Source organism: Rhodococcus sp. G-MC3 (genome assembly GCF_030063335.1).
GTDB lineage: Bacteria > Actinomycetota > Actinomycetes > Mycobacteriales > Mycobacteriaceae > Rhodococcoides.
The window spans coordinates 14,735-38,766 of sequence record NZ_JASISW010000006.1 but is presented as its reverse complement, the minus strand read 5'-3'; the positions used below and the strand labels follow the sequence as shown (position 1 = coordinate 38,766).

Sequence of the window (24,032 nt, the reverse complement as noted above, 5' to 3'; positions counted from 1 at the left end):
TTTCAACGGTAGTCTGTCCGTTGAACAGCAAAAGACACGGGAGTCCTGGGGCACGCAGGGCTGAGAATGGACACGCCCGTCCTTACCGTCAATACCTGAACCGGATCATGCCGGCGCAGGGAGTGAGGCGGTACGCGATATGTCCAAGGTTCTTGCAGTGGTCGGCGGCGGTGTCGTCGGCCTTTCCATCGCTGTGCGTGCGTCCCGCGAAGGTTGGTCGGTGACGCTGTACGACCCCGAGGTCGGATCTGGAGCCTCATGGGTTGCCGGCGGAATGCTTGCCCCACTGTCCGAGGGATGGCCGGGTGAGCACGAACTGCTCGCGCTCGGTGCCAAGTCGTTGCAGCGGTGGCCCGATTTCGCTCGGTCGCTCGGCGTCGAAGTCTTCTCCGCATCGGGCTCGCTGACGGTTGCTCTCGATTCGGCAGATGCGGCCGATCTGCGAACCATCGCAGAATTCGTCGGGCAGCAGGGGCACGAGCTCGAAATTCTCGACCGCGCACGTATCCGCGAACTCGAGCCGTCGCTCGCTCAGAACATTCGACTCGGCCTGCTGGCTCCCACCGAATTGGCCGTCGACAATCGGGCTCTTGTGGAGGGTTTGCGGGCTGCTGCTTCGGTGTCGTTCGTTGCGGAGTCGGTGACCGACATCGATGCCCTCGACGCCGACCAGGTCGTCGTAGCTGCCGGGGCGCAAACAGCGTCGTTGCTACCCGAAATTCCGGTTCGGGCGGTGAAGGGCGAGATCCTGCGGTTGCGCAGGCGGCCCAGCGCAACACCGCCGCCGACGCGCACTATCCGCGGCAGCGTGCACGGGCGGCCCATCTACCTCGTCCCGCGCGGGGACGGCCTCGTCGTCGGCGCGACCCAGTACGAATCCGGGCAGGACACGCAAGTCACCGTGGCCGGAGTGCGTGATCTCATCGCCGACGCGGAACGCCTCATGCCGAGCATCGGCGAATACGAACTGCACGAAACAGCAGCCGGACTGCGTCCCATGAGTCCTGACGGACTCCCGATCATCGGCCGCATCTCCGATCGCGTGATCGTCGCCTCCGGGCACGGGCGAAACGGAATTCTGTTGACACCCATCACCGCAGACGCTGTCTCGGCGCTACTCGCCGGCGACACACTCCCCGAAGCCAAGGCTGCCGATCCAGCCCGGTTCTCGAAAGGACAGGAAAAATGATTACGGTCAATGGTGAGCAACTTTTGCTGCCGGATGGGCTGACGATGCGTCAGCTCCTCGAAAAACTCTCGATGCCCGAGAAGGGAATCGCTGTCGCCGTCGACGGCACCGTGTTGCCAAAGAGTCGTTGGGACTCGACGACGGTAGAAAAAGGCTGGGCCATAGAGGTTCTCACGGCGGTGCAGGGTGGTTGATTCGCTGATCATTGCCGACCGGTCTTTCGGTTCTCGGCTCATCATGGGGACCGGGGGAGCGGCGAACCTGACAGTGCTGGAAGAGGCGCTGATCGCGTCCGGCACCGAATTGACCACCGTCGCGATGCGCCGCGTCGACGCCGCCGGAGGCACCGGTGTACTCGACCTCCTCCGGAAGCTGAACATCGCCCCGCTACCGAACACCGCCGGCTGTCGAGGCGCAGCCGAAGCCGTGCTGACCGCTCAACTCGGACGCGAAGCACTCGAGACCGACTGGGTGAAACTGGAAGTCATCGCCGACGAAAGAACCCTGCTGCCCGACGCCATCGAATTGGTCAAAGCGGCAGAACAATTGGTCGACGACGGCTTCAACGTCCTGCCGTACACCACCGATGATCCCGTCCTCGCGAAGAGGCTCGAAGATATCGGCTGCGTCGCCGTCATGCCTCTCGGTGCCCCCATCGGCACGGGACTCGGAATCTCCAATCCGCACAACATCGAGATGATTGTCGACGCCGCATCGGTCCCGGTGATCCTCGACGCGGGCATCGGAACGGCAAGCGATGCAGCGCTGGCAATGGAATTGGGCTGCGACGCAGTCCTGCTCGCGACTGCGGTGACACGTGCGAAAGATCCCGCACTCATGGCGTCGGCGATGCGGCATGCGGTCTCGGCGGGCTACCAGGCTCGTCGGGCAGGTCGGATACCGAAGCGGTTCTGGGCGCAGGCGAGCTCGCCTCAGTAGCGCTTCGCGCATGTGCGCGGAAATACGTCCCAGGTGACGTATTTTCACGCACGTGCGCGAAGCCGCCCATCATCCAAAAGGATGACCCAGGTCGAGACTCACGGGCGATGTGCAGGCTCCCCGGCTACGGGAGGGTGGTCACATGATCGAAGTGACAGGACTGACCAAGCGGTACGGCGCGGTGACGGCGGTCGAGGACCTCTCGTTCACCGTCAAGCCCGGAATCGTGACCGGCTTCCTCGGACCCAACGGGGCAGGCAAATCGACGACCATGCGGATGATCCTCGGGCTCGACCGTCCCACCAGCGGGACGGCGCTCATCGAGGGCAAGCCCTACAACCAACTCAAGCAGCCGCTGCGCAGCGTCGGTGCTTTGCTCGACGCCAAATGGGTGCACCCCAACCGATCGGCACGTGCGCACCTCGAGTGGATGGCCGCATCGAACGACATCCCGAAATCGCGTGTCGACGAGGTCCTGCGCCTCGTTGGCCTCAGCGACGTCGCCAAGAAGAATGCGGGCGGTTTCTCGCTTGGCATGTCGCAGCGACTGGGACTTGCCGGGGCACTTCTGGGTGACCCGAAGGTCTTGCTGTTCGACGAGCCGGTCAACGGCCTCGATCCCGAGGGCATTGTCTGGATTCGTAAGTTCATGCAGCGTCTGGCAGCCGAGGGGCGCACTGTATTGGTATCGAGCCACTTGCTCTCCGAAATGGCCCAGACAGCAGAACATCTCGTCGTTATCGGCCGCGGAAAGCTGATCTTCGACTCGTCGGTACAGGAGTTCATCGACCACGCCTCCGAAGCTTCGGTACGGGTGCGCAGCCCCCAGTTGGACGCGCTGCGCAGCGCGCTCACCTCTGCTGGTCTCACCGTTCGTGAACCGAACGCCACCGAGGAACTGCAGCCAGCATTGGTCGTGACCAACTCGACGACCGATGCGATCGGCGACATTGCAGGAAGGGCAGGCATTGTGCTTTATGAATTGGCCTCGCAGCGAGGATCTTTGGAAGAAGCATTCATGAAGCTCACCGGAGACACAGTGCAGTACCACGGCGCGGGACCCGAAGATCCCAACATTCAGCAAGCGATGGGTGGTGCTCTCTGATGGGCGTCTTGGCAGCAGAACGAATAAAGATCACCTCGACCAAGTCGCCGTGGTGGTGCACCATCGCGGTCGTAATTCTCGGGCTGGGGCTGGGCGCCATCATCGGCATCACCTCGAAAGTCGGACTGACTTCCTACAACGACCAGATCGCTGAGGGGAACAAGCCCGATTTCGAGCCGTTCCTTCCCTCGGCATTCGACGCCGTCGGCAGTGGCGTCGGGGGCTTTGGTGTGATGGTGCTGATGATTCTCGCAGCACTGACTGTCACCAGTGAATACCGCTTCGGCGTCATCAGAACTACGTTCCAGGCAATTCCGAATCGTGCGTCTGTGCTGGTCGCGAAGGCCGTTCTGATCGGCGCTTTCGGCTTCGTCCTGAGCTTCGTCCTCGGGCTCGGCGCGTTTTACCTTGCGAAGCTGTTCGCGGGCGCTGACGCCGGGGTGCTGCTGAGTTTCGACGTCGACGGAACCTGGAGGGTCATCTACGGAACCGCGATTCTCGCCTTCCTGCAGATCATCGTTGCGGTCGGAGTCGGTGCACTGCTCAGGCAGTCCGCCGGTGCCATTGCGCTACTGCTGCTGTGGCCGTTGGTCATCGAGAATCTGTTCGGACTTTTCGGATCCGTCGGCCGGGCGATCCAGCCATTTCTACCGTGGCAAAACGCCAATCATTTTCTCGGATCAGACGGTGGAATCGACTTCCACTGGGGGCCCATCGGCTCACTGATCTACTTCATCGCGTTCACCGCCGTCGTGTTCGGTGCGGCGGTCTTCGTGGTCAATCGCCGGGACGCATGAGATAGCAGCCCGGTTGTCGATCGTCGACACGAATGTCGTTCTGTCCGGTTAGGGTGCTTCCATGCGACGGATGACCCTACTTGCCAGTTTCGCAGTCGGTGCTCTGGTTCTGGCCGGTTGTTCCTCCTCCGCGGACTCGTCCGGGGGCGAGAAGCAGCCGGCCAGTGCTGTATCCGCACCCGTTTCGACACCCGACGGACCAGGCCTGGCCGACGCCGTCACCGGTGATGCAGTAGTCGCCCATCTCGCGGAGCTGGAGCGAATTGCCGGGAACAACAACGGAAATCGCGCCGCCGGTACCTCCGGCTACGATGCCAGTGTCGACTACGTCGTGGGCGCACTAGATGCAGCAGGGTTCGACGTGGAGACACCCGAGTTCGAGTTCGACCAGTTCACTGCGGATACGCAGCTGCTCTCGGCCGGGGACCGGCAACTTTCGGTCGATGCGTTCACCTACTCACCGCCCACCCCCGGCGACGGAATCACCGCGCCAGTCGTCGCCGCGCCGAAAGACGATTCACCCGGTTGCGAGGCAACGGATTACGACGGCCTCGACGTTGCGGGTGCAATCGTCGTCGTCGACCGCGGTGTATGCCCGTTCGGTGCAAAGCAAACCGTGGCTGCAGATCGCGGCGCGGTTGCAGTGATCGTCGTCAACAATGAACCTGGACCTCTCGACAGTGGCACCCTCGGGGGAACCGAGGTCGCGAAGATACCGAGCGGAGGAGTCAGTCAAGAGGACGGCCCGGCTGTCGCTGCGGCTCCGGAACTCACATTGACTCTCGCTACCGAGACCAAAAAGACCAAGAGTCGCAACATCGTTGCGCAGACCAAGACCGGTGACAGTGCGAATGTCGTCGTCGCGGGAGCGCATCTCGACAGCGTCCCCGAGGGGCCAGGGATCAACGACAACGGCAGCGGGACCGCCGCCGTCCTGGAGACTGCACTGCAGATGGGTGCTGAACCGGCGATCACCAACGCCGTGCGCTTCACGTTCTGGGGCGCCGAGGAACTCGGCCTCATCGGATCGACCAAGTACACCGAGGGCCTCAGCGCCGAAGACAAGGCAAACATCGCGCTCTACCTGAATTTCGACATGATCGGGTCGCACAACGCCGGCTACCTCGCCTACGACGGCGACGACTCCGACAAAGTCGGGTCTCCTGCGGGACCTGTCGGATCGGACGCGATCGAGCGTGTGTTCGTCGAGCGGCTGCAGCAGGAGGGCATCGCGGTCGACGGGACGGACTTCGACGGACGCTCCGACTACGGCCCGTTTATCGAGGTGGGCATTCCCGCCGGCGGTGTCTTCAGCGGTGCCGATGAGACCAAGACTCCGGCGCAGGCCGACAAGTGGGGCGGGACGGCCGAAGAAGCCTTCGACCAGAACTACCACACTGCGGAGGACACGTTGGCGAACGTGGACCGTGAAGCGCTTGCAAAGAATGCGTCGGCGATCGGTTTCGGAATCGGGACGTATGCGCAATCGGTCGAAGGAAGTAACGGCGTACCGGTGGGGGTCGCTCGCACCACGGCTCGAACGGAAAAGTGACTATGTGTAGAAAAGTAAGTACATGTAACTGTCGGTTACGCTTGTTTTCATGAATCCGTACGTGGTGTCGACACTTGACTGGGTTCGCGGTGTGAACCGTCGTCCAGCGGTGGTCAGCGCCGTCCGGCGACTCCGGCGGGTGTTGCCGGGAGATCCTTCGTTCGGCGACCCGCTCTCGATGGCAGGGCCCGGTTCTGCCCTCGCGATCGCACGCGTCGCCGACAAATTCCTCGACGACGAACCGGGTGCATCACGCGAAGTCGGGCTCGGTGCACTGCAGCTGTGGCAAGCGGTGCTCGAACGTACCGGCCATGGGCGCGGCGAGCGGGATGTCACGATCGTGTTCACCGACCTGGTCGGCTTTTCGACGTGGTCGCTCGGAGCCGGTGACATCGACACTCTGACTCTTCTACGAAAGGTCTCCAAAGCCGTCGAACCGGCCGTCGCCGTGGGTGGCGGTCACGTCGTCAAACGTCTCGGCGACGGCATCATGGCGGTGTTCTATCGGCCTGAGAAGGCGCTCGAAGCCGTCGTCGCGGCACGCACAGCGCTGGCCCAAGTAGACATCGACGGCTACACCCCGAAGATGCGCGTCGGGATTCACACCGGCAGTCCTCGTCAGATCGGGTCGGACTGGCTCGGTGTCGACGTGACCGTCGCTGCGCGCGTCATGCAAACCGGCGGCAACGGGAACTTGATGATCTCGCAGGCCGCATTGGATGCGGTACCCGATGGAACCCTCGAAGAGTTGGGACTGGCCGTGCGGACCTACCGTCGCGGATTCTTTGCACCAAAACTGAACGGCGTCCCCGAAGGCCTGAAGATCTTACGACTGGTGAAGTCTCCAGAGCGGTGACACCGGGCCGTGGCCCGCGCCGAGATCGTAGGACGCAGCCAGGCATTCGGTGACCCACTCCTTGCCGAACGCGACGGCGTCGGGAACCGAGTAGCCGTTGGCGAGCGCGCACGCGATGGCGGCGGCAAGGGTGTCACCGCCGCCGTGATCGTTGCCGGTGTCGATGCGCGGACTGCTGAACTCGAGAAACTTGTCACCGTCGAACAGCAGATCGGTGCTGCTCGTCGAAGTCCGAAGATGTCCACCCTTCACCAGCGCCCACTGTGCGCCGAGAGCGTGTAGGGCCTCAGCGGCGCGGCGAGCGGTTACGTCGTCGACGACGTCGACACCGGTGATCAGGCGAATTTCGTCGAGGTTGGGCGTCACGATCGTCGCGATGGGGAAAAGCGTGGTTCTGATGGCGTCCAGCGCCTCTTCGTGCAGAAGGGGATCGCCGTGCATCGACGCGCAGACCGGGTCCACGACGAGCGGGACAGCCTGGTCTCGGCCAATTCCTACCTCGTTGCATACTGCGGTGACGGCCTCGATGATGGCTGTCGAGGCGAGCATGCCCGTTTTGGCGGCGCCGATGCCGATGTCGTTCACCACGGTACGTACCTGATCCGCAACGACGGTCGGTGGGATCTCGTGGAAGCCGCTCACGCCGACCGTGTTCTGGACGGTCACCGCCGCGACTGCGACACACGCGTGAACTCCGCACATCGCCATCGTCCGGCTGTCGGCTTGAATTCCGGCGCCGCCGCCGGAGTCGGTGCCCGCGATCGTCAGCGCGCGCACGGGGGTCGAGCCGTCAGGGGTCAGCGGTAGAAACTTCACGGGGTGACAGTACCGGCACAGGTGTAACTCGCAGCGACAGATGCGCAAGGGCGAATGAATGCTGTTGCATCACAAGGACGATCACGTAGGTATATGACGCTGTACCAGCGTCCATGTTGCATCGACGTTGCATACCTACGGAACCGAAGGTTTGTTGCTACAAATGGGTGACAACCATCCCGGCCGCATGTTTAATAGTGGTGCAGGTCACATTTGAAGGCCTGCGGCAGATTCTTCTTACTCAGCGGATTCTTCATACCCAGCGCAGGAGGTGACCCAATGCTAGCCAGTACTCCGAGTGCTGATGTTTCCATCAATACCGACCAGAACCGCTTCGAACTGAGGCTCAATGGTGATTTGGTAGGAATCGTCGGCTACTACGAGGTCGAAGGTGCGACCAAACGTGGCCCCCGAACTCATGTCGTCTCGTTCATGCACACCGTCGTTACGGAGGACTTCGGCCATCAGGGTCTAGCCGCCATCCTGGTACGCAGATCGCTCGATTCTGCTCGATCGTATGGATGGAAGGTCAAGCCGGTCTGTACCTACGTGCAGCGTTTTCTCTCGACCAATCCAGAGTATTCGGACGTTGTCGTCCCGCTTTGACGTAACGGTTGCAACTCGGCACTGCGTCGAAATGCTATCCGAACCACTCATCGTGTCGTCCTGCAGTTGTAGGCCTGGTGTCATGGAGACATGCATCACACATCCAGGGGTCACGCTTCAGCGGAATCTGCCCAGACGCAGGTCGACCTCGCCGCAACGGTGCGGATCGAAGACAACGCGGCCCATAACCGCTTCGACCTGTTCGTCGCCGACGAGCTGATCGGCATTCTCGGCTACCGCGATGCCGATGACGGTGCGATCGCGTTCATGCACACGGTGGTCAAAGAGGAATTCGGCGACAGCGGGTGGGCTGGGGTGCTGGTTCGCGGGGCGCTGAACACTGCGCAGGACCGCGGTTGGAGCATCGTTCCCATATGCACGTACGTGCGGCGCTACCTCGCGCGGAATCCGGAGTACCTCGGCCTGGTCGCTGACTGACGAGAGCACTGCTCTTGTGTTGGTGCACATTGAGGTGAATACTGCTCTCAGGGGAGAGCGCCGCTCTCCATTATGGGAGGGCGAACTCATGGCCGGACACAGATCATCGATCGGGCTTCTTGTGGCCACCGGCATATTTTTTGCTCTGTACCCGATGCTGAGGCCGTATTCGTCGGAAGTCGGAATCGACGGTGCCGATGCACTCGGATCACCCCTGTGGGTCGCCGCCCACACATCCGCGATGCTCGGGTTCATCGCACTTGCCCTTGCGGTGCGGGCGATGCGCGCTGGCGCAGTCGCGGAAACGACGACGTGGATTGGCGTCGGGCTGGTCCTGCCGTATTACGGCGCCGAAACGTTTGCGCTCAATGCATTGGGTACGAAAGCCGTCGACACCGGCGACTATCCGCTGCTCGACCTGGCCGAACCCATTCGAAACGGCCCGGTTCAGATGGTTATGTTCGGCGCCGGTCTGATTCTCGTGGCGGTGGGAGTCGTCGCTGTTGCTCGTGGAATCGGCTCGTGGCAGGCATACGTGTTCGCGGCAGGGTTCGTGCTGTTCCTGCCGCAGTTCTATGCCCCGCCGGCACTACGAGTTGCCCACGGACTGCTGATTGTCATCGGCGCTGCATTGCTGGCCGCGTCCAGGCTGCCGGCTCGTCAGGAAATCTCGACGATGACCGGAGCGTGATCGCTGGCGCCCTTGCCCTTGCGCTCCTCGCGGTCGATCGACGCCCCGCTGACGCGGGCCGCGAGGGCAGGGGACGCCAACGCCATATCGATGCGTAGGCCCTGCTTCTTCGGAAAGCGCAACTGGGTGTAATCCCAGTAGGTGAAGGTTCGTGGCTCGGGCGTGAACTGACGAGTCACCTCGGTGAAGCCGATCTCGGCGAAGGATTCGAAGGCGTCACGCTCGGGCTGGGAGGTATGAGTCTTTCCCTCGAACAATGCCGGATCCCAGACGTCGTCGTCGGTCGGGGCAATGTTCCAGTCTCCAACGAGAGCGATCTGCGCATCCGGGTCCGAAGAGACCCAGGCCTGGGCGTCGGCGCGAAGCTTCGCGAGCCACTCGAGCTTGTATGTGTAATGGGGGTCGGCGAGATCACGGCCGTTGGGGACGTACAGGCTCCACACCTGGACGCCACCGCAACTCGCTCCGATCGCACGGGCTTCCTTGACAGCGTCGACCTCGGGGTCCTTGCTGAAACCAGGCTGATCCTCGAAGCCGATACGGACATCGTCGAGGCCGACCCGTGAGAGCAGCGCAACACCGTTCCACTGGCTCAGCCCGACGTGGGCGACCTCGTACCCGATGTCGGTGAATCGCTCGAACGGAAACTGCGCATCCTTGCACTTGGTTTCCTGCATCGCCAGGACATCGACGTCAGACCTCTGCAGCCAGTCGACGATCCGATCCTGACGAGATCGGACGGAGTTCACGTTCCAGGTAGCCAATCGCACGGCCGCAACCTTAGGCGCTTCGCGTATGTGAGCGCGAATACGTCCCCTGCTAGGTATTTCCGCTCACGTGCGGCGAAGCCGCATACCGATACCGATGATGCTCGACGAACCCGAGCCCGGTGTACATCGCGATGGCCCGAGTATTCGTTGCCGCAACCTGTAGATACGCATGGGTCGCGCCCAGTTCCCTGCCCCACACGACGAGCTCGCCGCAGATTCTTGTGCCCAATCCATTGCGCCGATGCGCGGTCTCCACCTCGATGGCCGTCAGTCCCACCCAGCGCCGACCGTCGGGCGCCGTCGTCACCGCTCCGCGGCCGATGGCAAGCATCGCCGACGCCGAACTGCCGATATGGGCGAAGCCCGCGACACCGTCACGCACGGTCGTGATGACCTCGATTGCGCCGTCGGGCAGGGCGCGCCCTCGGTAGTTGTACAGCCTGAGCCAGTCCTCGTCCGGCGCCTCCAGCACAACCGAAACCGACTCGTCGGGCAGCTCGAGCCGTGAGATGTCGGCCGCCATCACCAAAGTTTCGTCGCGAGAGGCCCACCCGGGCGGGGTATCGCCGAGTCGGTCGGGCAGCAGCAGTACCGGCGGCAGTCCTCGCTGCGCGAACCAACCGGTGATGGCGCCGAGAGACGACGCGGAGGCCTGGGGTTCGATGGGCGTCGCCGAATTGGCACGGCCGGTGAAGCCGCGTCCGGAGCGCAGCAACCAGCCATCGATCCACTCCTGCTCGATCCCGGGCCAACCGTCGGCAGCGGCACGTTCGAGCGATCTGATTTCGGACGTACGAATCGGCTTCGGCCCCAACGCCTTGAGCGCCATCACACGTTCAGCGGCCACGCTCACCACCCTGCCGTCTGATGCGCGAACCGAGACGACGGTGTCGGCCGCGATCAGTTCGCCGACAACGTCGGTCATGGGATGGCTGTGACCCGGCGGCAATCGATACCGCAGCGTCACGCGTGTGCCGAGCGCGATCAACTCAGTCCTCGTCTTCGTCCTCGTGCCCGAACGGATCCTCGACGGTTCCGGGAATCCACGACAGTCCCGGTATGCCCCAGCCTGCCCGTTTGATGGCCTTCTTCGCGGCGCGAGCGTTCCGGCCGATGAGCACATCGGTGTAAAGGAACCCGTCGAGGTGCCCCACCTCGTGTTGCAGCATGCGTGCGAAGAAGCCGGTGCCCTCGATGTCGACGGGCTCGCCCTTGGCGTCGGTGCCGGTGACGCGCGCCCACTCGGCGCGACCGGTCGGATGTTGCTCGCCCGGCACGGACAGGCAGCCTTCGTCGTCGTCATCCGGATCCGGCATGGTTTCCGGGATGGCGGAGGTCTCCAAGACGGGATTGACGACCTCGCCGGTGCGGCGGACCACGGTGCCGTCCGGATTCTCGAACGGGCAGTCGTAGATGAACAGTCGTAGTGGGACGCCGACCTGGTTCGCGGCGAGTCCGACGCCGTTCGCGGCATCGAGCGTCTCGTACATGTCCGCGATAAGCTCGGCGATCTCGGCGGGGGACTTGTCGACGTGTTCGGTCGGGGTGTGGAGCACCGGATCGCCAACGATCCGGATCGGAAGAATTGCCATGGTCGACAAGAATAGTGGCGGGCGTCGAGTGTTCGCGCACACGGTGAACGGACGCGACTCGCCGCGAGTGCTGCGACCCGCTGAGAAGGCGTGTTCACCGTGGTTGAATAACTAGCGAAACACACGTGTGTAATTCGCGTTTGCGCCCATCGTCGATCCGGTGCGCGGGCGCGGTTCGAGGGGGACCGGTATGGCGGCACAGAGCAGGGATCCGCTGATGCGGGTCCGAGAAGTCGAGGAGTGAGATGGACGGCGCAGCAGCGCGTGACTCGAACCAGTCTCAACAATCTGGAAATTCCGAAAACATCAACGAGGTCGGCGCAGACGGCCTGACCCGTCGCGAACACGACATTCTGTCCTTCGAGCGCCAGTGGTGGAAGTACGCCGGCGCGAAGGAAGAGGCGATCAAGGAATTGTTCTCGATGTCCGCCACTCGCTACTACCAAGTTCTCAACGCACTGGTCGATCGTCCGGAATCGCTGGCAGCAGACCCGATGTTGGTCAAGCGTCTACGTCGACTCCGTGCGAGCAGGCAGAAGGCCAGGGCCGCACGCAGGCTCGGGTTCGAAGTCTGAAAGGCCTCCTCGAGGCTCTCGTGAGGATTCGGTGTGCAGACGCATGCGCCTGATCAACTAGTGTCTTCGAGTGTGAGCAGTCCCAATCCGGAATCGTCCGGCCCTCCGCTCCGCGCGTTGGCAATGGTGTTGATCTCCCTTGCGATCCTGTTCGCGGCAATCGGTGCCCTTTCGCTGACCGGTACGGGCAGCGACGAGGTAGCGGCGCCGGCAGCGACCACGCAGACTTCGCAAGCTCCCGCGGCATCCGCAGCACCGACCACCACGGCAGCGCCGAAGACTTCGGTCGACCCGGCAGACGTCGAATTGCAGGTTCTCAACAACAGCAGTGTCTCCGGTCTCGCCGCGGAAACCGCGGCCACGCTCACCGCGGAGGGCTGGACCGTCACCGGCACCGGAAACTACGCCGAGATGCAGGTTCCGGCCACCACTGTCTACTACGGCTCGGCAGCCGGAGCGCAGGTCGCAGCTCAGCAGATCGCTCAGCAACTCGGTGCAACCACAGCGACGCGGCCGGCGACGTTGTCAGCCTTCGGTGACGGAGTCATCGTGATGGTCACCCAGTAGCGCTGTCCTACTACCGCGCATAGTTATGATCGATGCACTCGTCCAGCCTGCCCCACGAAGGAGCACTTTCCATGGCACCGACCAATTCATCCCGATCAGTAATCCGGTCATGGCGCTTGGTGACCCCGGTGGTTGCTGTTGCAGCGTTCGGGCTGGTTGCATGCAGCGCGCCGGAGACTCCTGCGGACACTGCGGGCACGACGCCTGCGGTGTGGACTGGCAGTGAGGATTCGGGCGCAGGTGGCGTCGCAGCCGACGCTCCCGAGGGCACGGTCGAAGCCGATTTCAAGGACGCCGCAGGCAGGCCGGCCGGTACCGTCTCGTTCGTCGAGGACGGCGATCACCTCCTCGTCACGGTCGAGGCGGAGGGACTGACCCCTGGCTTCCACGGGTTGCACGTCCACACGGTCGGCAAATGCGAGACGAAGTCCGTTGCCCCCACCGGTGGCGAACCGGGCGACTTCCTGTCCGCAGGCGGACACCTGCAAGTCGACGGCCGCACCGAACACCCGTCCAGCGGAGATCTCACCTCGCTGCAGGTAGGCGAGGACGGCACCGCGAAGCTCGTCACGACGACCGATGCCGTCACCCTCGACGATCTGCGGGCCGACGGCGGCCGTGCTGTCGTGATCCACTCGGGCGCCGACAACTTCGCGAACATCCCGCCGCGCTACACACTCGCCGACGGTGCCGCCGTGCCGGATATGGCCACCCTGATGACCGGCGATGCCGGGTCGCGCGTCGCCTGCGCGGTTCTGGGATAGGTGGCGGCGCCGCGGATCCACTTCAACTCCTCGCCCCGCCCGACGCTCGGCGTCGAGTGGGAGATCGCGTTGGTGGACAAAGCATCACTCGATCTGGTCAACTCGGCCGCCGAGGTCATGGACGGCGTCACCGCCATCGCCGGTGAGACGCCACGTGTAACCAAGGAGCTTCTGCGCAATACCGTCGAACTCGTCACGGGCGTGTGCGGGAACGTCGGTGAAGCAATGGACGATCTGAGCGAATCGCTCGATCTTGTTCGGCGTGCGGCTGATCCTCTCGGGATCGATCTTTTCTCCGCCGGAACGCATCCGTTCGCGGAATGGTCGACGCAGGTCCTGACGCGCTCACCGAGCTACGACGAGTTGATCGCGCGCACCCAGTGGTGGGGTCGCCAGATGCTCATCTGGGGAGTGCACGTTCATGTGGGCGTGTCCTCGCCCGACAAGGTGTTCCCGATCCTGAACTCGCTGCTGCTGCAGTATCCGCATCTGCTGGCACTGTCGGCCTCGTCGCCGATCTGGGCGGGCAACGACACCGGTTACGCGAGCAACCGAGCGTTGATGTTCCAGCAACTGCCGACCGCGGGCCTGCCGTTCCAGTTCGAGGACTGGTCGCAGTTCGAAGGTTTCGTCCGTGACCAGATGAAGACCGGCGTCATCGAGCAACTCGGTGGAATGCACTGGGACATACGGCCCGCCCCGAAGTGGGGCACCATCGAGGTGCGGGTGTGCGACGGTGCATCCACAAAACGTGAGTTGGCCGCGTTGGTCGCGTTGACGCACTGCCTCATCGTCGACCTCGATGAACGTCTCGAACGGGGCGAGGAGCTTCCGAGCATGCCGCCGTGGCACGTCCAGGAGAACAAGTGGCGTGCGGCCAGATATGGCCTGGAGGCCGAGATCATCCTCGACGCCGACAGCAATGAACGCCTGGTCACCGACGATCTGAACGACCTGCTCGAGAAGCTGGCTCCGACGGCCGCGCGCCTTGGTTGCGCCGACGAATTGGCGTCGGTAGCGGAGATTCCGCGACGTGGGGCGTCGTATCAACGGCAGCGGAAAGTCGCCGCTGCCGCGGGTGGAAATCTGCGTGCCGTCGTCGAGTCGCTGGTGACCGACCTGCAATCGTGATCTTCCCGATGTAATCCTTCGTTCATTTACCGTTTACTATGAACGACGTGCTTCAGGGGGACGAGAGGCCCACGTGCGCCGAGAAAGCGGCGCCGGGGGCCCTACGGATGTACGGCGTAGGCGCAGTGGCCGTTGTGCTGTTTCTGGGAACGCTGCAGCTTGTGGCGTGGATCCAAGGATTCTCCGGGCCGGTCCCCAGCATCTGGAACGACTTTGCAGGAACACCCAAATCGATGGCGGTGCCGTGGGGTGGTCTGGCCCTGGCGCTCATCGGAGTGAACACGACCACCCGAATTCGGGCGTTGTCCATCGCGGTCGGCATCGACGTCGTCGGAGCACTGGTACGGGTGGAGTCCGGGCGTCCGTTTTCGGTCGGCAACGGAGCTGTCATCGTGCTGGCAGGCCTTGCCGCCTACACCCTCTGGCGGCGAGACGTCGGCGGAGTGCGGTCCGTGTGCCTTGGTTGCCTGTTGATCCTCGCCACCAAGGTGGGCGACACCTGGCTCCACATCACCACGATCGTTCGGCCCTACGTTCTCGACGAGTACGCCCAACTCGCCGATCACGCACTCGGCAACCCCTCATGGGTCGTCGGAAGCGCGCTGGAGGCGCTCGGTCCGCCCGCCTACGCGGTTCTGCACTGGGTGTACATCCAGCTACCGATCGCTGCTATCGCCATCGCCATTTATCAATTGCGCGGAGTTGCATCGGGACGCGCGTGGCCGTCGCACTACCTCGTCCGGACGTTCCTGTTGATCGGTCTGGTCGGGCCGGTCTTCTACATCCTGTTTCCGGTCGTCGGGCCGATGTTCGCTTTCGGTCCGGCAGGTCAAGGCTTTGAGATCGGTAACCTATGGCCGGCGATCGTCCCGTTCGACGACTCACCGACGAAAATTCCGTTCGACGCCGAGACGCCGCGTAACTGCATGCCCAGTCTGCACACTGCGTGGGCGCTGAGCTTGTTCATCCATTCGCGTCAGGGTCCGTGGTGGTTGCGTGCTGGGGGCACCACCTGGCTCGTGTGCACGCTGGTAGCAACGTTGGGGTTCGGCTACCACTACGGCATCGACCTCGTTGCCGGTGTCGTGCTCTGCCTGACCTTGGAATCGATGCTTCGTGATCCCGAGCGAGGCTGGGACCGGGCGCGAATTCGGCTCGTCGGTTACGGATCAGCGGTCTTGGTGTTGCTCCTGCTGAGCTACCGCTACCTCGCGGTGCCGTTCGCGGAGTACCCCGAACTGTTCGGCCCGGCGATCCTTCTCGCGATGGGTACCGTCGTCGGAATGTTCTACGCAACGTTCTTCGCCGCCCCAGGAAGCGTGTTCGCGACGTGGGGCGGGCAAACACTCATTGGTCCGACTCGTCCGGCTCCATCTCGTTGACAATGAGCAGGCCGTCACGGCCTCGCTGCTCGCGGTAGGCGACGCGGCCGACGGCGTGCGCGATCACCGGCGCGGTGACCAGGGTGAACACTCCGACCAAGACGAGCATCCAAATGTCGACGTTGCCGCGCAGTTGGATCACAGCGCCGGTCAGTACCAGAATCAGACCAACGACCTGGGGTTTGGTCGCCGCGTGCATGCGAGAGAGTGTGTCGGGAAAACGGACGATGCCAACAGCGGCAGTGAACGCAAGAGTTGCTCCCATCAGGATCAGAACTGCTGAGATCACTTCCAGAATCATGTTCATTCGTCCCTCACCCTGAATCGCGCAACGCTGACCGAACCGACGAAGCTCACCAGCGACAGCGCGACGATCGCCGGAACAATGGTGGTGTCGAGGCTGTAGACCGACCACACGGCAAGCCCGCACATCGACACAGCGAGAATTGTGTCCATTGCGACGAGACGATCGAGAGTGCTCGGTCCGTCCAACAACCGATAGGCAGTGATGACGGCTGCGGCGATCAGCAGAATCCCTGCGATGGCCAGTACGACGGTCATGTCCACTTCCCCTCTCGTTCGTCGTCGATTTTTTTGTCGTCCCGGCGACCCTCGGGAGGCGTCGTGATGTCGTCGCCGAGGACTCCGTGGTAGCGCTCGTACTCCTGGAAGTGCAGCGGGCTCGGCCTCCAGTCGGTCTCACGCTCGAATGCCGCGATGAAGAGCCTTTCGAGATGCCTGACGTAGGCGTAGAAGCTGTCCACGGACTTCTGGCTGCCCATGTCCAACACATGGACATACAGCAATCGACGAGTCTGGTCGATTTCCAAAACCATTGTGCCTGGAACCAAGTTCATCGCGTCCACGAACAATGTGAGGACGAGATCCGACTTGATGGCGATGCGGCAGCGGAGGACGCCGGTCACCGGAGGCGATTGAGGCCGCACGGCGAGCCACGCGACGCTCAGGCTGGATTCGGCTGCGTAATAAAAGAACACGCCGGTCAGAGTCAGGATGGACCGCAGGTGGATTCGGCCTTCGACCGGAACCTTCGGCAACGGAAGGAGCATCATGATGCCGAGTCCGACGGCGATGCCGCCCAGGATGTTCGCTGGACTGACGTTGCCCCACAACAACACCCACACCGAGGTCAGCCAGGCCAACGTCCAGAGCCGGAGGAGCGAAAAGCGGTTCAGATGCTTCATTTGCCCTCCGCTGCTTCGGCGCTTGGGTCTCCGAGAAATTCTGCGCCGCGAACCGCGTCGATGTACACCGATCGGTCACGCAGGTCCGCCGCAGCCCGGTCGCTGATGTCGATGATGCGCCCGGCGAAGACCGTCAGTGCGAGTCCGACGATCACCAGCCCGATCGTCGGGATCAGCATGAAGGCCGGCATCTTGCCGACGTCCTCGCGATCGGCGAGCTGGATGTCGTTGGAGTCATCGATCAAAGCAGACGGGCTGTTGTCTGCAAGCTCACCCTCGGGGGCGTCGGCGCGAGCCCGCCAGAACGCTTTGGTCCAGACTCGAGCGACGACGTAGAGCGTCAGCAAGCTGGTGACGGTGCCGCCCGCGACGAGGATCCAGGCCAGCACGCTGCCCTGGGCGGTGCCTGCCTGCAGCAGCGCGACCTTACCGATGAATCCCGAGAACGGCGGAATGCCGCCCAGGTTGAGCGCCGGGACCAGGAACACGATGGCCAGCACCGGGCTCGCTGCAGCGAGCCCGCCGAGGCGTCGTAGCGACGACGAGCCTGCCTGACGCTCGATGAGTCCGACGACCAGGAACAATGTGGTCTGCACGATGATGTGATGTGCGACGTAATAGATCGCGCCGGACAATCCCGACTGCGTGGACAGTGCGACGCCGAACACCATGTAGCCGATGTGGCTGACGAGGGTGAACGAGAGCAGACGCTTTATGTCGCTCTGGGCTATCGAGCCGAAGATGCCGACGAGCATCGTGAGCAGGCCACAGACCATCAGTACGTTGTCGAGGGAGCCGTCAGGGAACAACAACGTGTGCGCGCGGATGATCGCGTACACACCGACTTTCGTCAGCAGTCCAGCGAACACCGCGGTGACCGGCGCAGGGGCCGTCGGGTAGGAGTCGGGTAGCCAGGTCGAGAGCGGGAACACCGCAGCCTTGATGCCGAACGCGACGAGCAGAACGGCGAATATCGCGGTTCTGGTGCCCGTCGGTATGTCGTCGAGACGAGTCGCCATATGCGCCAGGTTCAAGGTGCCGGTCGCGGCGTAAACGAGTGCGATGCCGATCAGGAAGATCAACGAGGACACCATCGACACCATGACGTAGGAAACGCCGGCTCGAACGCGGTCCGCGCTGGCTCCCAGAGTCAACAGCACGAATGATGCGGCGAGCAGGACCTCGAATCCGACGTACAGGTTGAACAGATCGCCCGCGAGGAAGGCGTTGCAAATTCCCGCGGTCAGCGCGAGATAGGTCGGGAGGAAGATCGACACCGGCTGGTTGTCGTTGCCGTCGCGAATGCCCTGCCCGATCGAGTAGATCATGACGGCGAGAAGCACGATCGTGCTGACGACCAGCATCATCGCCGACAGTCGGTCCACCACGAGGGAAATACCGATCGGTGAATCCCAACCGCCCACCTGCAGCGCGTGCGTGCCGTCGCGGTCTGCGAGGTAGAGCAGCATGCCGGAAACGGCGACCACCGCGGTCAGCGCGACGACGGTGATGAACCGCTGCGCGCGTGGCCGGCGACCGAGGACGAGCGTGAGGGCGGCGGCGAACAACGGAAACAGAACGGGTAGCGGGGTGAGGACGTCGATAGCGCCTGTGGAGACGGTCATTTCGTGTCTCCCTTCTCGGCCGATGTGTCTTCTACAGCCGAATCGATACCGTCGAGACCCCTCATATCGGGTTCGTCGTCGTCATCGTCGTCGAAGTCGCCCTCGTGTAGATCCTCGTAGCATTCGAGATCTTCGAGATTCTTCAAATCCTCGATCGGTATCGGGTTTCCGCGTGAGTCGAATGCGTCGCCGCTGAAGCTGGGTTCGCCGGTGACCGGGTCGTCCGAGCGGTCTCGGTCCGGGGCCTCGGCCATTGTCCGCCGCTTGGAGACCTTGGTGTCTTCCGGGTCGTTCTCGACGTCGTCCTTCGTGTTGAGCGTGAAGGAGCGATACGCCAACGCGAGCACGAACGCCGCAATGCCCATCGTGATGACGATGGCCGTGAGAATCATGGCCTGCGCCAACGGATCTGCCATGGTGTCGTGGATGGAGGTGTCCCTGCCGACGATCGGTGGATTTCCCGGCGGGCCACCCACGGTGAGGATCAGGATGTTCACACCGTTGCCGAACAGCATCAGACCCAGCAGCATCTTCGTGATCGAACGCTCGAGCAGCAGGTAGACGCCGGTGGCAACCATGATGCCCACCACGATCAGCATTCCCAGATTTGCGGTCATCGGGCGTTCACCTGGCTCTGCATTTCCACCTGTGCGTCGAGACGCGCGCCGAGACTTCGGAGAACGTCGAGTACGAGACCGACCACGATGAGGTAGACACCGAGATCGAAGAACAGTGCGGTGACGATCTTGATGTCGCCGAGTAGCGGCAACGTCAGCTCTAGGGTCGCGGACGAGAGTGCGGGCGCCCCGAGGAACAGCGAACTGATCGCGGTTCCGGCGGCAAGGACCAGTCCGAGCCCGAGAATCTTGCCCGCGTCGATCGGTACGGCCTCGCCGAGTTCATAGCGCCCGCCGGCCAAGTAGCGCAGCACGAGCGCGAGACCGGCCGTCAGACCGCCCGCGAACCCACCACCGGGCGCATTGTGTCCGGAAAAGAAGAAGTACACCGACAGGACCATGATCGTCGGGAAGATCAACCGCGTTGTCACCTCGAGGACGAGCGAACGGTGACGCGGATCGATCAGATCGCCACCGAGAAGCCACGTTGTGTCCGAGCCAATGCCGTTGTCGCCGCCCGTCGCCGGGGCGTCGGCGACGCGAGGTGCGCTGCCGAATCTGCGATTGCGGAACACCAGGCTCGCGACTCCAGTGGCGGCGACGAGCAATACCGAGATCTCACCGAGGGTGTCCCACGCGCGGATGTCGACGAGCAGAACGTTGACGATGTTCTTACCGTCGCCGAGCCGGTACGCAGCGTCGGGGAGTTGCAGCGAGATGGGTGCGGTGTTGCGGGCGTTCATGGCGAAGGCGCCGAGAACGGTGACGGTGGCTCCGACGGCAACGGCCAACGCGGCGCGGGGCAGACGCGATCCGGCGGCACCGCGATCGTCGACCTCCGCGGGCAGCTTCCGTAGTACGAGAACGAAGACCACCAATGTCAGCGTCTCGACGAGGAACTGTGTGAGTGCCAGATCGGGTGCGCCGTGAACGGCGAAGATGACGCCGCATGCGTAGCCCGTCAGGCCGACGAGAATGACGCTGGCGAGACGGTTGCGCATCACCGTGGCACCGAGCGCTCCCGAGATCATGATCACCGAGACGATGATTTGCAGCGGTGTCTCGAACAGAATGAAGTCGAGTGTCGGTTCCCGGCCGAAGGCCAGCAGGATCATCGGCAACAACACCAGGGTCAACAGGATCGTGCCCTGGGTGAGCGGCAGCGAACCGCGCTGCGTGGTTCCGGTCAATCGGATGGAGATGGTGTCCATGCCCTTGAGGACGGCGTCGTAGACGCGGTCGGCGTTACCGAGCGGTGGGTGCTCGAACTTGAGGCGGTTCAGTATGCGGTGCGCGATGAAGAGCCCGACACCACCGGTCACGACGATCACCGTCAGGCCGAGCGGCAGGTTGAAGCCGTGCCACAGCGCGAGATGGTACGACGCCTGCCCATAGTCGTCGACGGTCCGCGCGTACGGGCTGACGATGCGATCGACGACGGGGGAGAAGATGCCCGCGACGACTCCGAGCACCGCGAGGAATGCCGGTGCGGCAAGGAACAGCGCCGTTGGCGCGTGCAGGTTCTTGACCGCGGGGCTCGGTCGCACGAGTTGCTTGCGGCCGAACGCGCCCCACACGAATCGGATGCTGTAGGTCACCGTGAGGATCGACCCGATGACCAGACCTGCAACGACGGCAGCGCTGACGAGAGGATTCAGTGCCGGGGATCCGATGACCGCGGACAATGCGGTTTCCTTGCCGACGAAACCGAGGAACGGCGGAAGTCCCGCCATGCTGGCCGCCGCGAGGGCAGCGATCGACCCGAGGACCGGAAGTTTCTTTCCCAGGTGGGCAAGCTTGCGGATGTCGCGTGTGCCGGTGGTGTGATCGATGATGCCGACGACCATGAAGAGCGTTGCCTTGAACATCGCGTGCGCGATCACCATGGTGAGCCCGGCGAGCATGGCCTTCTCGGTTCCGATGCCGACGAGAACCATCAGGAATCCCAGCTGGCTGACCGTGCCGAACGCGAGGATGAGTTTGAGGTCGAAGGCTCGTAGTGCTCGCCATCCCGCCAGGATCATCGAAAGCAATCCGAGGGTGATGATCGTTGCGCGCCAGGGGCCGGAGTCGGCGAAGCCGGGAGCAAGCCGGGCGACCAGGTAGATGCCAGCCTTCACCATGGCCGCCGCGTGCAGGTATCCGCTGACCGGGGTGGGCGCGGCCATCGCGCCGGGGAGCCAGAAGTGCATCGGCACGATCGCAGACTTCGACAGTGCGCCGATCAGGATCAACACGACCGCGACGCCGGGTAGCCAGCCGGACGGTGCGTTCGAGATGACGTCGGACAGATTGTAAGTGCCCGCGACCTGGCCGAGGATGATGATGCCGACCAGCATCGCGAGTCCGCCGGCGGTGGTGACCAGCAGTGCCTGCGTTGCCGCTCGGCGCGAGGATGCGCGCTCGGCGTAGTGGCCGACGAGCAGGAACGACAGCACGGTCGTGATTTCCCAGAAGATGTAGAGAACGAGCATGTTGTCGCTGGTGATGAGGCCGAACATGGCACCGGAAAATGCGACCATCTCGGCGGCGAACTGCCCGAGCCGAGGTTCGTCGTTCTCGAAATACCGGGCGCAGTACAGCAGAATCAGCGCGCCGATTCCCAGTACCAGCAGGGACATGATCGCGGCCAGCGAGTCGAAGCGCATCGCGATGTTCATCGAGAGTCCGGGGACCCATTCGATGTTCACATATTGCTCGGTGTTCCAGTTGGCGAATACCCAACCGAGGCTGACGAGCGGTACGAGTGCCAATGGGAAGAATGCGTTTCGGCCCCACCAGCGAACCAGTAAGGGTGCGCACACGGCCGCGACCGTGTGCGCGATCAAGATAGCGAGCAAAAAGATACTCCGTCGTCTCTGGCCGCGTCATCCTGGTGGGAGACGCGGTGGTCGTTGGGCGGCGTCGAGTAGGTGAACAATGTTGGGGAATTTTGTGCTGGCCGTGTGCGCGGCCGGCGAGTATAAGTTTCTTCCATCTTACTTGCAGGGCTGACGCGCAGCCATTCGGCACAAATCGGACTTTCGCTTGACTCCGGTGCTTGGCGGTCCTATCGTAATCAATGTAGTGATTGATAAAGGAGTTGGTTGATTATGGACACGGACGATCGGCTCGACGAGGCCTTCATGGCACTCGCCGACCCGATTCGACGCGCGATCATCGCCAGGCTCAGCCGTGGTTCGCAGACGGTCAACGATCTCGCCGAACCGTTCGAGATCAGCAAGCAGGCTGTCTCGCGGCACATTCAGGTTCTCGAGAACGCAGGCCTGGTCACCAGGTCACGCGATGCGCAACGCCGTCCCGTCCATCTCGACTCGGGCCGACTCGAAGAGCTCACCGCATGGATCGACAAGTACCGCATCATTGCCGAACAGCAGTTCAGAAATCTCGACGCTCTGCTGGCCACTCAGGAAGAGGAAGAGAAATGAGCAATCCCGTCACCGTCACCGTGCCCGAGGGGGCACCGTTCATTTTCATCACGCGTGAGTTCGACGCCCCGGTCGAGGCGGTGTTCCGCGCGCACAAGGAGCCCGAGTTGATCAAGCAGTGGCTCGGCCCGAACGGCTACGACATGCAGATCGAACGCTACGACTTCACCACCGGTGGCCGCTACCGCTACGTCCACGTCAATCCGGCAGGCGCGCGCTTCGTGTTCAACGGTGTCTTCCATGTCGTGCGAGAGAACGAGTTCGCGATTCAGACATTCGAGTACGAGGAATTTCCGGACGTCGTCAGCATCGAGGCAATCACATTCACCGACCTCGGCGACGGCCGTAGCCGCGTGAGTATTCACAGCACCTACCCGTCGATCGAAACCAGAAATGGCATGGCGCAGAGCGGCATGGAGAAGGGACTCTCCGAAGGATACGAACGCCTCGACATCATTGTGAAGAAGGACTGACGCATCATGGATTGGACGCTGGAAGTGGTGGTCGTGCCGGTAACGGATCTGGATGCGTCCATCGAGTTCTATCGCGACAAAGTCGGATTCGAGCTCGACCACCGCACGGAGAACGAGCACATGACCGTCGCCCAGCTGACCCCGCGCGGATCGGGTTGCTCCATTGTCATCGGCACCTTGCCATCGCAGAACGAGATGGCACCTGGCTCCCTGAAGGGCCTACAGCTCGTCGTCGCCGACGCCTACGCCGCGCGCGACGAGTTGCTGAGCCGGGGTGTCGACGCCAGTGACGTGACCGTGTTCGACGAGCGGGACGGCGGAACGCTATTCGGGTTCGCCGATTCCGACGGCAACACCTGGGCCGTGCAGCAGCTGAAGGTTCGCGCCGAGAATCCGCTGATCCCACACGATGCGCGAGGTCGATTTGCTGTATGAGGGCCCTTAGGGTTGGCGCGTGAACATCATTCGAACGGCAGGACTGGCCTACGTACGCGATCGCCGGATGCTTCAGGCGCGCTCGGTGGGCAAGGCTGCGTTCTACATGGCGGGCGGCAAGATCGATACGGATGAGACGCCCGAGGAGGCTCTGCATCGGGAGATCCGCGAGGAACTCGATGCAGGCGTCGTCGACGTCGAGCTGCTCGGTGTGTTCGAGTGCGAAGCCTGGGGGCATCCGGCCGGCACGCCCTTGGAGATCACATGTTTTCTCGCCGATCTGTCGTCGGAACCGAGGCCGACGAGCGAGATTGCCGAGATCAGGTTCTTCACGCGTGACGAGTACGCAGCCATGCCCGACGTCGCTCCCGGCTCTCTGATGGTGTTCGACCGCATGAGGGAACTCGATCTGATCGATTGAAGGGAATTGTCAGCACGGGTACGGTGTTGATGGGAGAACGTACGTTCTCCCCACATCG

General features: G+C 63.0%; 29 protein-coding genes and 1 riboswitch. Of the genes, 19 read left to right on the top strand and 10 right to left on the bottom strand.

All coding sequences use genetic code 11. From position 1 onward, the window contains the following. The first annotated feature begins 26 nt into the window (after positions 1–26). Positions 27–139: riboswitch (TPP riboswitch) on the top strand. The 7 genes from thiO to QMK17_RS07905 all read left to right on the top strand — a co-directional run bounded on the left by thiO (position 140) and on the right by QMK17_RS07905 (position 6,438). Next, positions 140–1,189 carry a glycine oxidase ThiO gene (thiO, locus tag QMK17_RS07935; RefSeq protein ID WP_283508079.1) on the top strand — a complete coding sequence of 350 codons (1,050 nt, stop codon included), beginning with the start codon at positions 140–142 and terminating at the stop codon, positions 1,187–1,189. Continuing rightward, positions 1,186–1,383, top strand: coding sequence for a sulfur carrier protein ThiS (gene thiS, locus QMK17_RS07930; RefSeq protein WP_283508077.1), 198 nt, complete (start codon positions 1,186–1,188; stop codon positions 1,381–1,383). Before thiO ends, thiS begins: the two co-directional genes overlap by 4 nt. Continuing rightward, on the top strand, positions 1,376–2,128 hold the full coding sequence (locus QMK17_RS07925) for a thiazole synthase (RefSeq protein WP_283508076.1): 753 nt from the start codon (positions 1,376–1,378) through the stop codon (positions 2,126–2,128). Before thiS ends, QMK17_RS07925 begins: the two co-directional genes overlap by 8 nt. Positions 2,129–2,270: 142 nt before the next feature. Beyond that, positions 2,271–3,233, top strand: coding sequence for an ABC transporter ATP-binding protein (locus tag QMK17_RS07920; protein WP_283508074.1), 963 nt, complete (start codon positions 2,271–2,273; stop codon positions 3,231–3,233). After that, a complete protein-coding gene (locus QMK17_RS07915) occupies positions 3,233–4,030 on the top strand; it encodes an ABC transporter permease (protein ID WP_283508072.1) in 798 nt (265 codons plus the stop codon). Before QMK17_RS07920 ends, QMK17_RS07915 begins: the two co-directional genes overlap by 1 nt. Before the next feature lie 61 nt (positions 4,031–4,091). Beyond that, positions 4,092–5,582, top strand: a complete 1,491-nt coding sequence (locus QMK17_RS07910; RefSeq protein ID WP_283508071.1) for a M28 family peptidase — start codon at positions 4,092–4,094, stop codon at positions 5,580–5,582. A gap of 49 nt (positions 5,583–5,631) precedes the next feature. Beyond that, positions 5,632–6,438: an adenylate/guanylate cyclase domain-containing protein gene (locus tag QMK17_RS07905; RefSeq protein WP_283508070.1), complete on the top strand. Its 807-nt coding sequence runs from the start codon at positions 5,632–5,634 to the stop codon at positions 6,436–6,438. Here the strand turns inward: QMK17_RS07905 and thiD are convergent. Next, positions 6,409–7,254, bottom strand: coding sequence for a bifunctional hydroxymethylpyrimidine kinase/phosphomethylpyrimidine kinase (thiD, locus tag QMK17_RS07900; RefSeq protein WP_283508069.1), 846 nt, complete (start codon positions 7,252–7,254; stop codon positions 6,409–6,411). The two genes, QMK17_RS07905 and thiD, sit on opposite strands and share 30 nt — an antisense overlap. Positions 7,255–7,533: 279 nt before the next feature. Here thiD and QMK17_RS07895 point away from each other — a divergent pair, with 279 nt between their 5' ends. The 3 genes from QMK17_RS07895 (at position 7,534) to QMK17_RS07885 (ending at position 8,989) form a co-directional block, all read left to right on the top strand. Next, the gene (locus QMK17_RS07895) at positions 7,534–7,860 is read left to right on the top strand and encodes a GNAT family N-acetyltransferase (RefSeq protein WP_283508068.1); all 327 of its coding nucleotides are present in this window, start codon (positions 7,534–7,536) and stop codon (positions 7,858–7,860) included. A 90-nt stretch (positions 7,861–7,950) separates the two neighbouring features. Beyond that, on the top strand, positions 7,951–8,298 hold the full coding sequence (locus QMK17_RS07890; protein WP_283508067.1) for a GNAT family N-acetyltransferase: 348 nt from the start codon (positions 7,951–7,953) through the stop codon (positions 8,296–8,298). 88 nt (positions 8,299–8,386) lie between these two features. After that, entirely contained in the window at positions 8,387–8,989 is a 603-nt protein-coding gene (locus QMK17_RS07885; RefSeq protein ID WP_283508066.1) for a hypothetical protein, read from the top strand. On the opposite strand, the gene QMK17_RS07880 is transcribed toward QMK17_RS07885, so the two are convergent. The 3 genes from QMK17_RS07880 to QMK17_RS07870 are packed head-to-tail and all read right to left on the bottom strand — an operon-like array spanning position 8,959 to position 11,351. Further along, positions 8,959–9,759 carry an exodeoxyribonuclease III gene (locus QMK17_RS07880; protein WP_283508065.1) on the bottom strand — a complete coding sequence of 267 codons (801 nt, stop codon included), beginning with the start codon at positions 9,757–9,759 and terminating at the stop codon, positions 8,959–8,961. The genes QMK17_RS07885 and QMK17_RS07880 overlap by 31 nt on opposite strands. 49 nt (positions 9,760–9,808) lie before the next feature. Then, positions 9,809–10,783, bottom strand: a complete 975-nt coding sequence (locus QMK17_RS07875) for an N-acetylglutamate synthase, CG3035 family (protein WP_442972721.1) — start codon at positions 10,781–10,783, stop codon at positions 9,809–9,811. Next, on the bottom strand, positions 10,749–11,351 hold the full coding sequence (locus QMK17_RS07870) for a peptide deformylase (protein ID WP_283508063.1): 603 nt from the start codon (positions 11,349–11,351) through the stop codon (positions 10,749–10,751). The genes QMK17_RS07875 and QMK17_RS07870 overlap by 35 nt, the downstream gene beginning before the upstream one ends. Before the next feature lie 245 nt (positions 11,352–11,596). On the opposite strand from QMK17_RS07870, the gene QMK17_RS07865 reads away from it, so the two are divergent. The 5 genes from QMK17_RS07865 (at position 11,597) to QMK17_RS07845 (ending at position 15,770) form a co-directional block, all read left to right on the top strand. Further along, positions 11,597–11,926, top strand: coding sequence for a DUF3263 domain-containing protein (locus QMK17_RS07865; protein ID WP_115967237.1), 330 nt, complete (start codon positions 11,597–11,599; stop codon positions 11,924–11,926). A gap of 72 nt (positions 11,927–11,998) precedes the next feature. Continuing rightward, on the top strand, positions 11,999–12,493 hold the full coding sequence (locus QMK17_RS07860; RefSeq protein WP_283508062.1) for a LytR C-terminal domain-containing protein: 495 nt from the start codon (positions 11,999–12,001) through the stop codon (positions 12,491–12,493). Between the two features lie 71 nt (positions 12,494–12,564). Further along, the gene (gene sodC / locus QMK17_RS07855) at positions 12,565–13,257 is read left to right on the top strand and encodes a superoxide dismutase[Cu-Zn] (RefSeq protein WP_283508061.1); all 693 of its coding nucleotides are present in this window, start codon (positions 12,565–12,567) and stop codon (positions 13,255–13,257) included. Then, on the top strand, positions 13,258–14,388 hold the full coding sequence (locus tag QMK17_RS07850; protein ID WP_283508060.1) for a glutamate--cysteine ligase: 1,131 nt from the start codon (positions 13,258–13,260) through the stop codon (positions 14,386–14,388). It abuts the gene before it with no gap. Positions 14,389–14,426: 38 nt separating this feature from the next. Further along, positions 14,427–15,770 carry a DUF5933 domain-containing protein gene (locus QMK17_RS07845; protein WP_442972710.1) on the top strand — a complete coding sequence of 448 codons (1,344 nt, stop codon included), beginning with the start codon at positions 14,427–14,429 and terminating at the stop codon, positions 15,768–15,770. Here QMK17_RS07845 and mnhG read toward each other — a convergent pair. The 6 genes from mnhG to QMK17_RS07815 are packed head-to-tail and all read right to left on the bottom strand — an operon-like array spanning position 15,736 to position 22,057. Then, positions 15,736–16,077, bottom strand: coding sequence for a monovalent cation/H(+) antiporter subunit G (gene mnhG / locus QMK17_RS07840; RefSeq protein ID WP_283508059.1), 342 nt, complete (start codon positions 16,075–16,077; stop codon positions 15,736–15,738). The two genes, QMK17_RS07845 and mnhG, sit on opposite strands and share 35 nt — an antisense overlap. Continuing rightward, the gene (locus QMK17_RS07835) at positions 16,074–16,331 is read right to left on the bottom strand and encodes a monovalent cation/H+ antiporter complex subunit F (protein WP_283508058.1); all 258 of its coding nucleotides are present in this window, start codon (positions 16,329–16,331) and stop codon (positions 16,074–16,076) included. Before QMK17_RS07835 ends, mnhG begins: the two co-directional genes overlap by 4 nt. Then, a complete protein-coding gene (locus QMK17_RS07830; protein ID WP_283508443.1) occupies positions 16,328–16,966 on the bottom strand; it encodes a Na+/H+ antiporter subunit E in 639 nt (212 codons plus the stop codon). The genes QMK17_RS07835 and QMK17_RS07830 overlap by 4 nt, the downstream gene beginning before the upstream one ends. Before the next feature lie 5 nt (positions 16,967–16,971). Next, entirely contained in the window at positions 16,972–18,600 is a 1,629-nt protein-coding gene (locus QMK17_RS07825; RefSeq protein WP_283508057.1) for a Na+/H+ antiporter subunit D, read from the bottom strand. After that, positions 18,597–19,217: a Na(+)/H(+) antiporter subunit C gene (locus QMK17_RS07820; protein ID WP_283508056.1), complete on the bottom strand. Its 621-nt coding sequence runs from the start codon at positions 19,215–19,217 to the stop codon at positions 18,597–18,599. Before QMK17_RS07820 ends, QMK17_RS07825 begins: the two co-directional genes overlap by 4 nt. Continuing rightward, the gene (locus QMK17_RS07815; RefSeq protein ID WP_283508055.1) at positions 19,214–22,057 is read right to left on the bottom strand and encodes a Na+/H+ antiporter subunit A; all 2,844 of its coding nucleotides are present in this window, start codon (positions 22,055–22,057) and stop codon (positions 19,214–19,216) included. Before QMK17_RS07815 ends, QMK17_RS07820 begins: the two co-directional genes overlap by 4 nt. Positions 22,058–22,309: 252 nt before the next feature. Here QMK17_RS07815 and QMK17_RS07810 point away from each other — a divergent pair, with 252 nt between their 5' ends. From QMK17_RS07810 to QMK17_RS07795, 4 genes are read left to right on the top strand one after another with little or no spacing between them, the layout of a single operon-like run. Next, a complete protein-coding gene (locus tag QMK17_RS07810; protein WP_283508054.1) occupies positions 22,310–22,645 on the top strand; it encodes an ArsR/SmtB family transcription factor in 336 nt (111 codons plus the stop codon). After that, positions 22,642–23,118, top strand: coding sequence for an SRPBCC family protein (locus QMK17_RS07805; RefSeq protein WP_283508053.1), 477 nt, complete (start codon positions 22,642–22,644; stop codon positions 23,116–23,118). The genes QMK17_RS07810 and QMK17_RS07805 overlap by 4 nt, the downstream gene beginning before the upstream one ends. Before the next feature lie 6 nt (positions 23,119–23,124). Further along, positions 23,125–23,553 carry a VOC family protein gene (locus QMK17_RS07800; protein ID WP_283508052.1) on the top strand — a complete coding sequence of 143 codons (429 nt, stop codon included), beginning with the start codon at positions 23,125–23,127 and terminating at the stop codon, positions 23,551–23,553. 25 nt (positions 23,554–23,578) lie between these two features. Beyond that, a complete protein-coding gene (locus tag QMK17_RS07795; RefSeq protein WP_442972720.1) occupies positions 23,579–23,974 on the top strand; it encodes an NUDIX hydrolase in 396 nt (131 codons plus the stop codon). The last annotated feature ends 58 nt before the right edge of the window (positions 23,975–24,032 follow it).

Coding starts and splice junctions, on each gene's coding strand:
- mnhG (WP_283508059.1), bottom strand. CDS start 16,077: ATGAACATGATTCTGGAAGTGATCTCAGCAGTTCTGATCCTGATGGGA.
- QMK17_RS07895 (WP_283508068.1), top strand. CDS start 7,534: ATGCTAGCCAGTACTCCGAGTGCTGATGTTTCCATCAATACCGACCAG.
- QMK17_RS07920 (WP_283508074.1), top strand. CDS start 2,271: ATGATCGAAGTGACAGGACTGACCAAGCGGTACGGCGCGGTGACGGCG.
- sodC (WP_283508061.1), top strand. CDS start 12,565: ATGGCACCGACCAATTCATCCCGATCAGTAATCCGGTCATGGCGCTTG.
- QMK17_RS07835 (WP_283508058.1), bottom strand. CDS start 16,331: ATGACCGTCGTACTGGCCATCGCAGGGATTCTGCTGATCGCCGCAGCC.
- QMK17_RS07865 (WP_115967237.1), top strand. CDS start 11,597: ATGGACGGCGCAGCAGCGCGTGACTCGAACCAGTCTCAACAATCTGGA.
- QMK17_RS07905 (WP_283508070.1), top strand. CDS start 5,632: ATGAATCCGTACGTGGTGTCGACACTTGACTGGGTTCGCGGTGTGAAC.
- QMK17_RS07910 (WP_283508071.1), top strand. CDS start 4,092: ATGCGACGGATGACCCTACTTGCCAGTTTCGCAGTCGGTGCTCTGGTT.
- QMK17_RS07810 (WP_283508054.1), top strand. CDS start 22,310: ATGGACACGGACGATCGGCTCGACGAGGCCTTCATGGCACTCGCCGAC.
- thiO (WP_283508079.1), top strand. CDS start 140: ATGTCCAAGGTTCTTGCAGTGGTCGGCGGCGGTGTCGTCGGCCTTTCC.
- QMK17_RS07845 (WP_442972710.1), top strand. CDS start 14,427: ATGAACGACGTGCTTCAGGGGGACGAGAGGCCCACGTGCGCCGAGAAA.
- QMK17_RS07825 (WP_283508057.1), bottom strand. CDS start 18,600: ATGACCGTCTCCACAGGCGCTATCGACGTCCTCACCCCGCTACCCGTT.
- QMK17_RS07805 (WP_283508053.1), top strand. CDS start 22,642: ATGAGCAATCCCGTCACCGTCACCGTGCCCGAGGGGGCACCGTTCATT.
- QMK17_RS07885 (WP_283508066.1), top strand. CDS start 8,387: ATGGCCGGACACAGATCATCGATCGGGCTTCTTGTGGCCACCGGCATA.
- thiS (WP_283508077.1), top strand. CDS start 1,186: ATGATTACGGTCAATGGTGAGCAACTTTTGCTGCCGGATGGGCTGACG.
- QMK17_RS07800 (WP_283508052.1), top strand. CDS start 23,125: ATGGATTGGACGCTGGAAGTGGTGGTCGTGCCGGTAACGGATCTGGAT.
- QMK17_RS07820 (WP_283508056.1), bottom strand. CDS start 19,217: ATGACCGCAAATCTGGGAATGCTGATCGTGGTGGGCATCATGGTTGCC.
- QMK17_RS07870 (WP_283508063.1), bottom strand. CDS start 11,351: ATGGCAATTCTTCCGATCCGGATCGTTGGCGATCCGGTGCTCCACACC.
- QMK17_RS07890 (WP_283508067.1), top strand. CDS start 7,951: ATGCATCACACATCCAGGGGTCACGCTTCAGCGGAATCTGCCCAGACG.
- QMK17_RS07915 (WP_283508072.1), top strand. CDS start 3,233: ATGGGCGTCTTGGCAGCAGAACGAATAAAGATCACCTCGACCAAGTCG.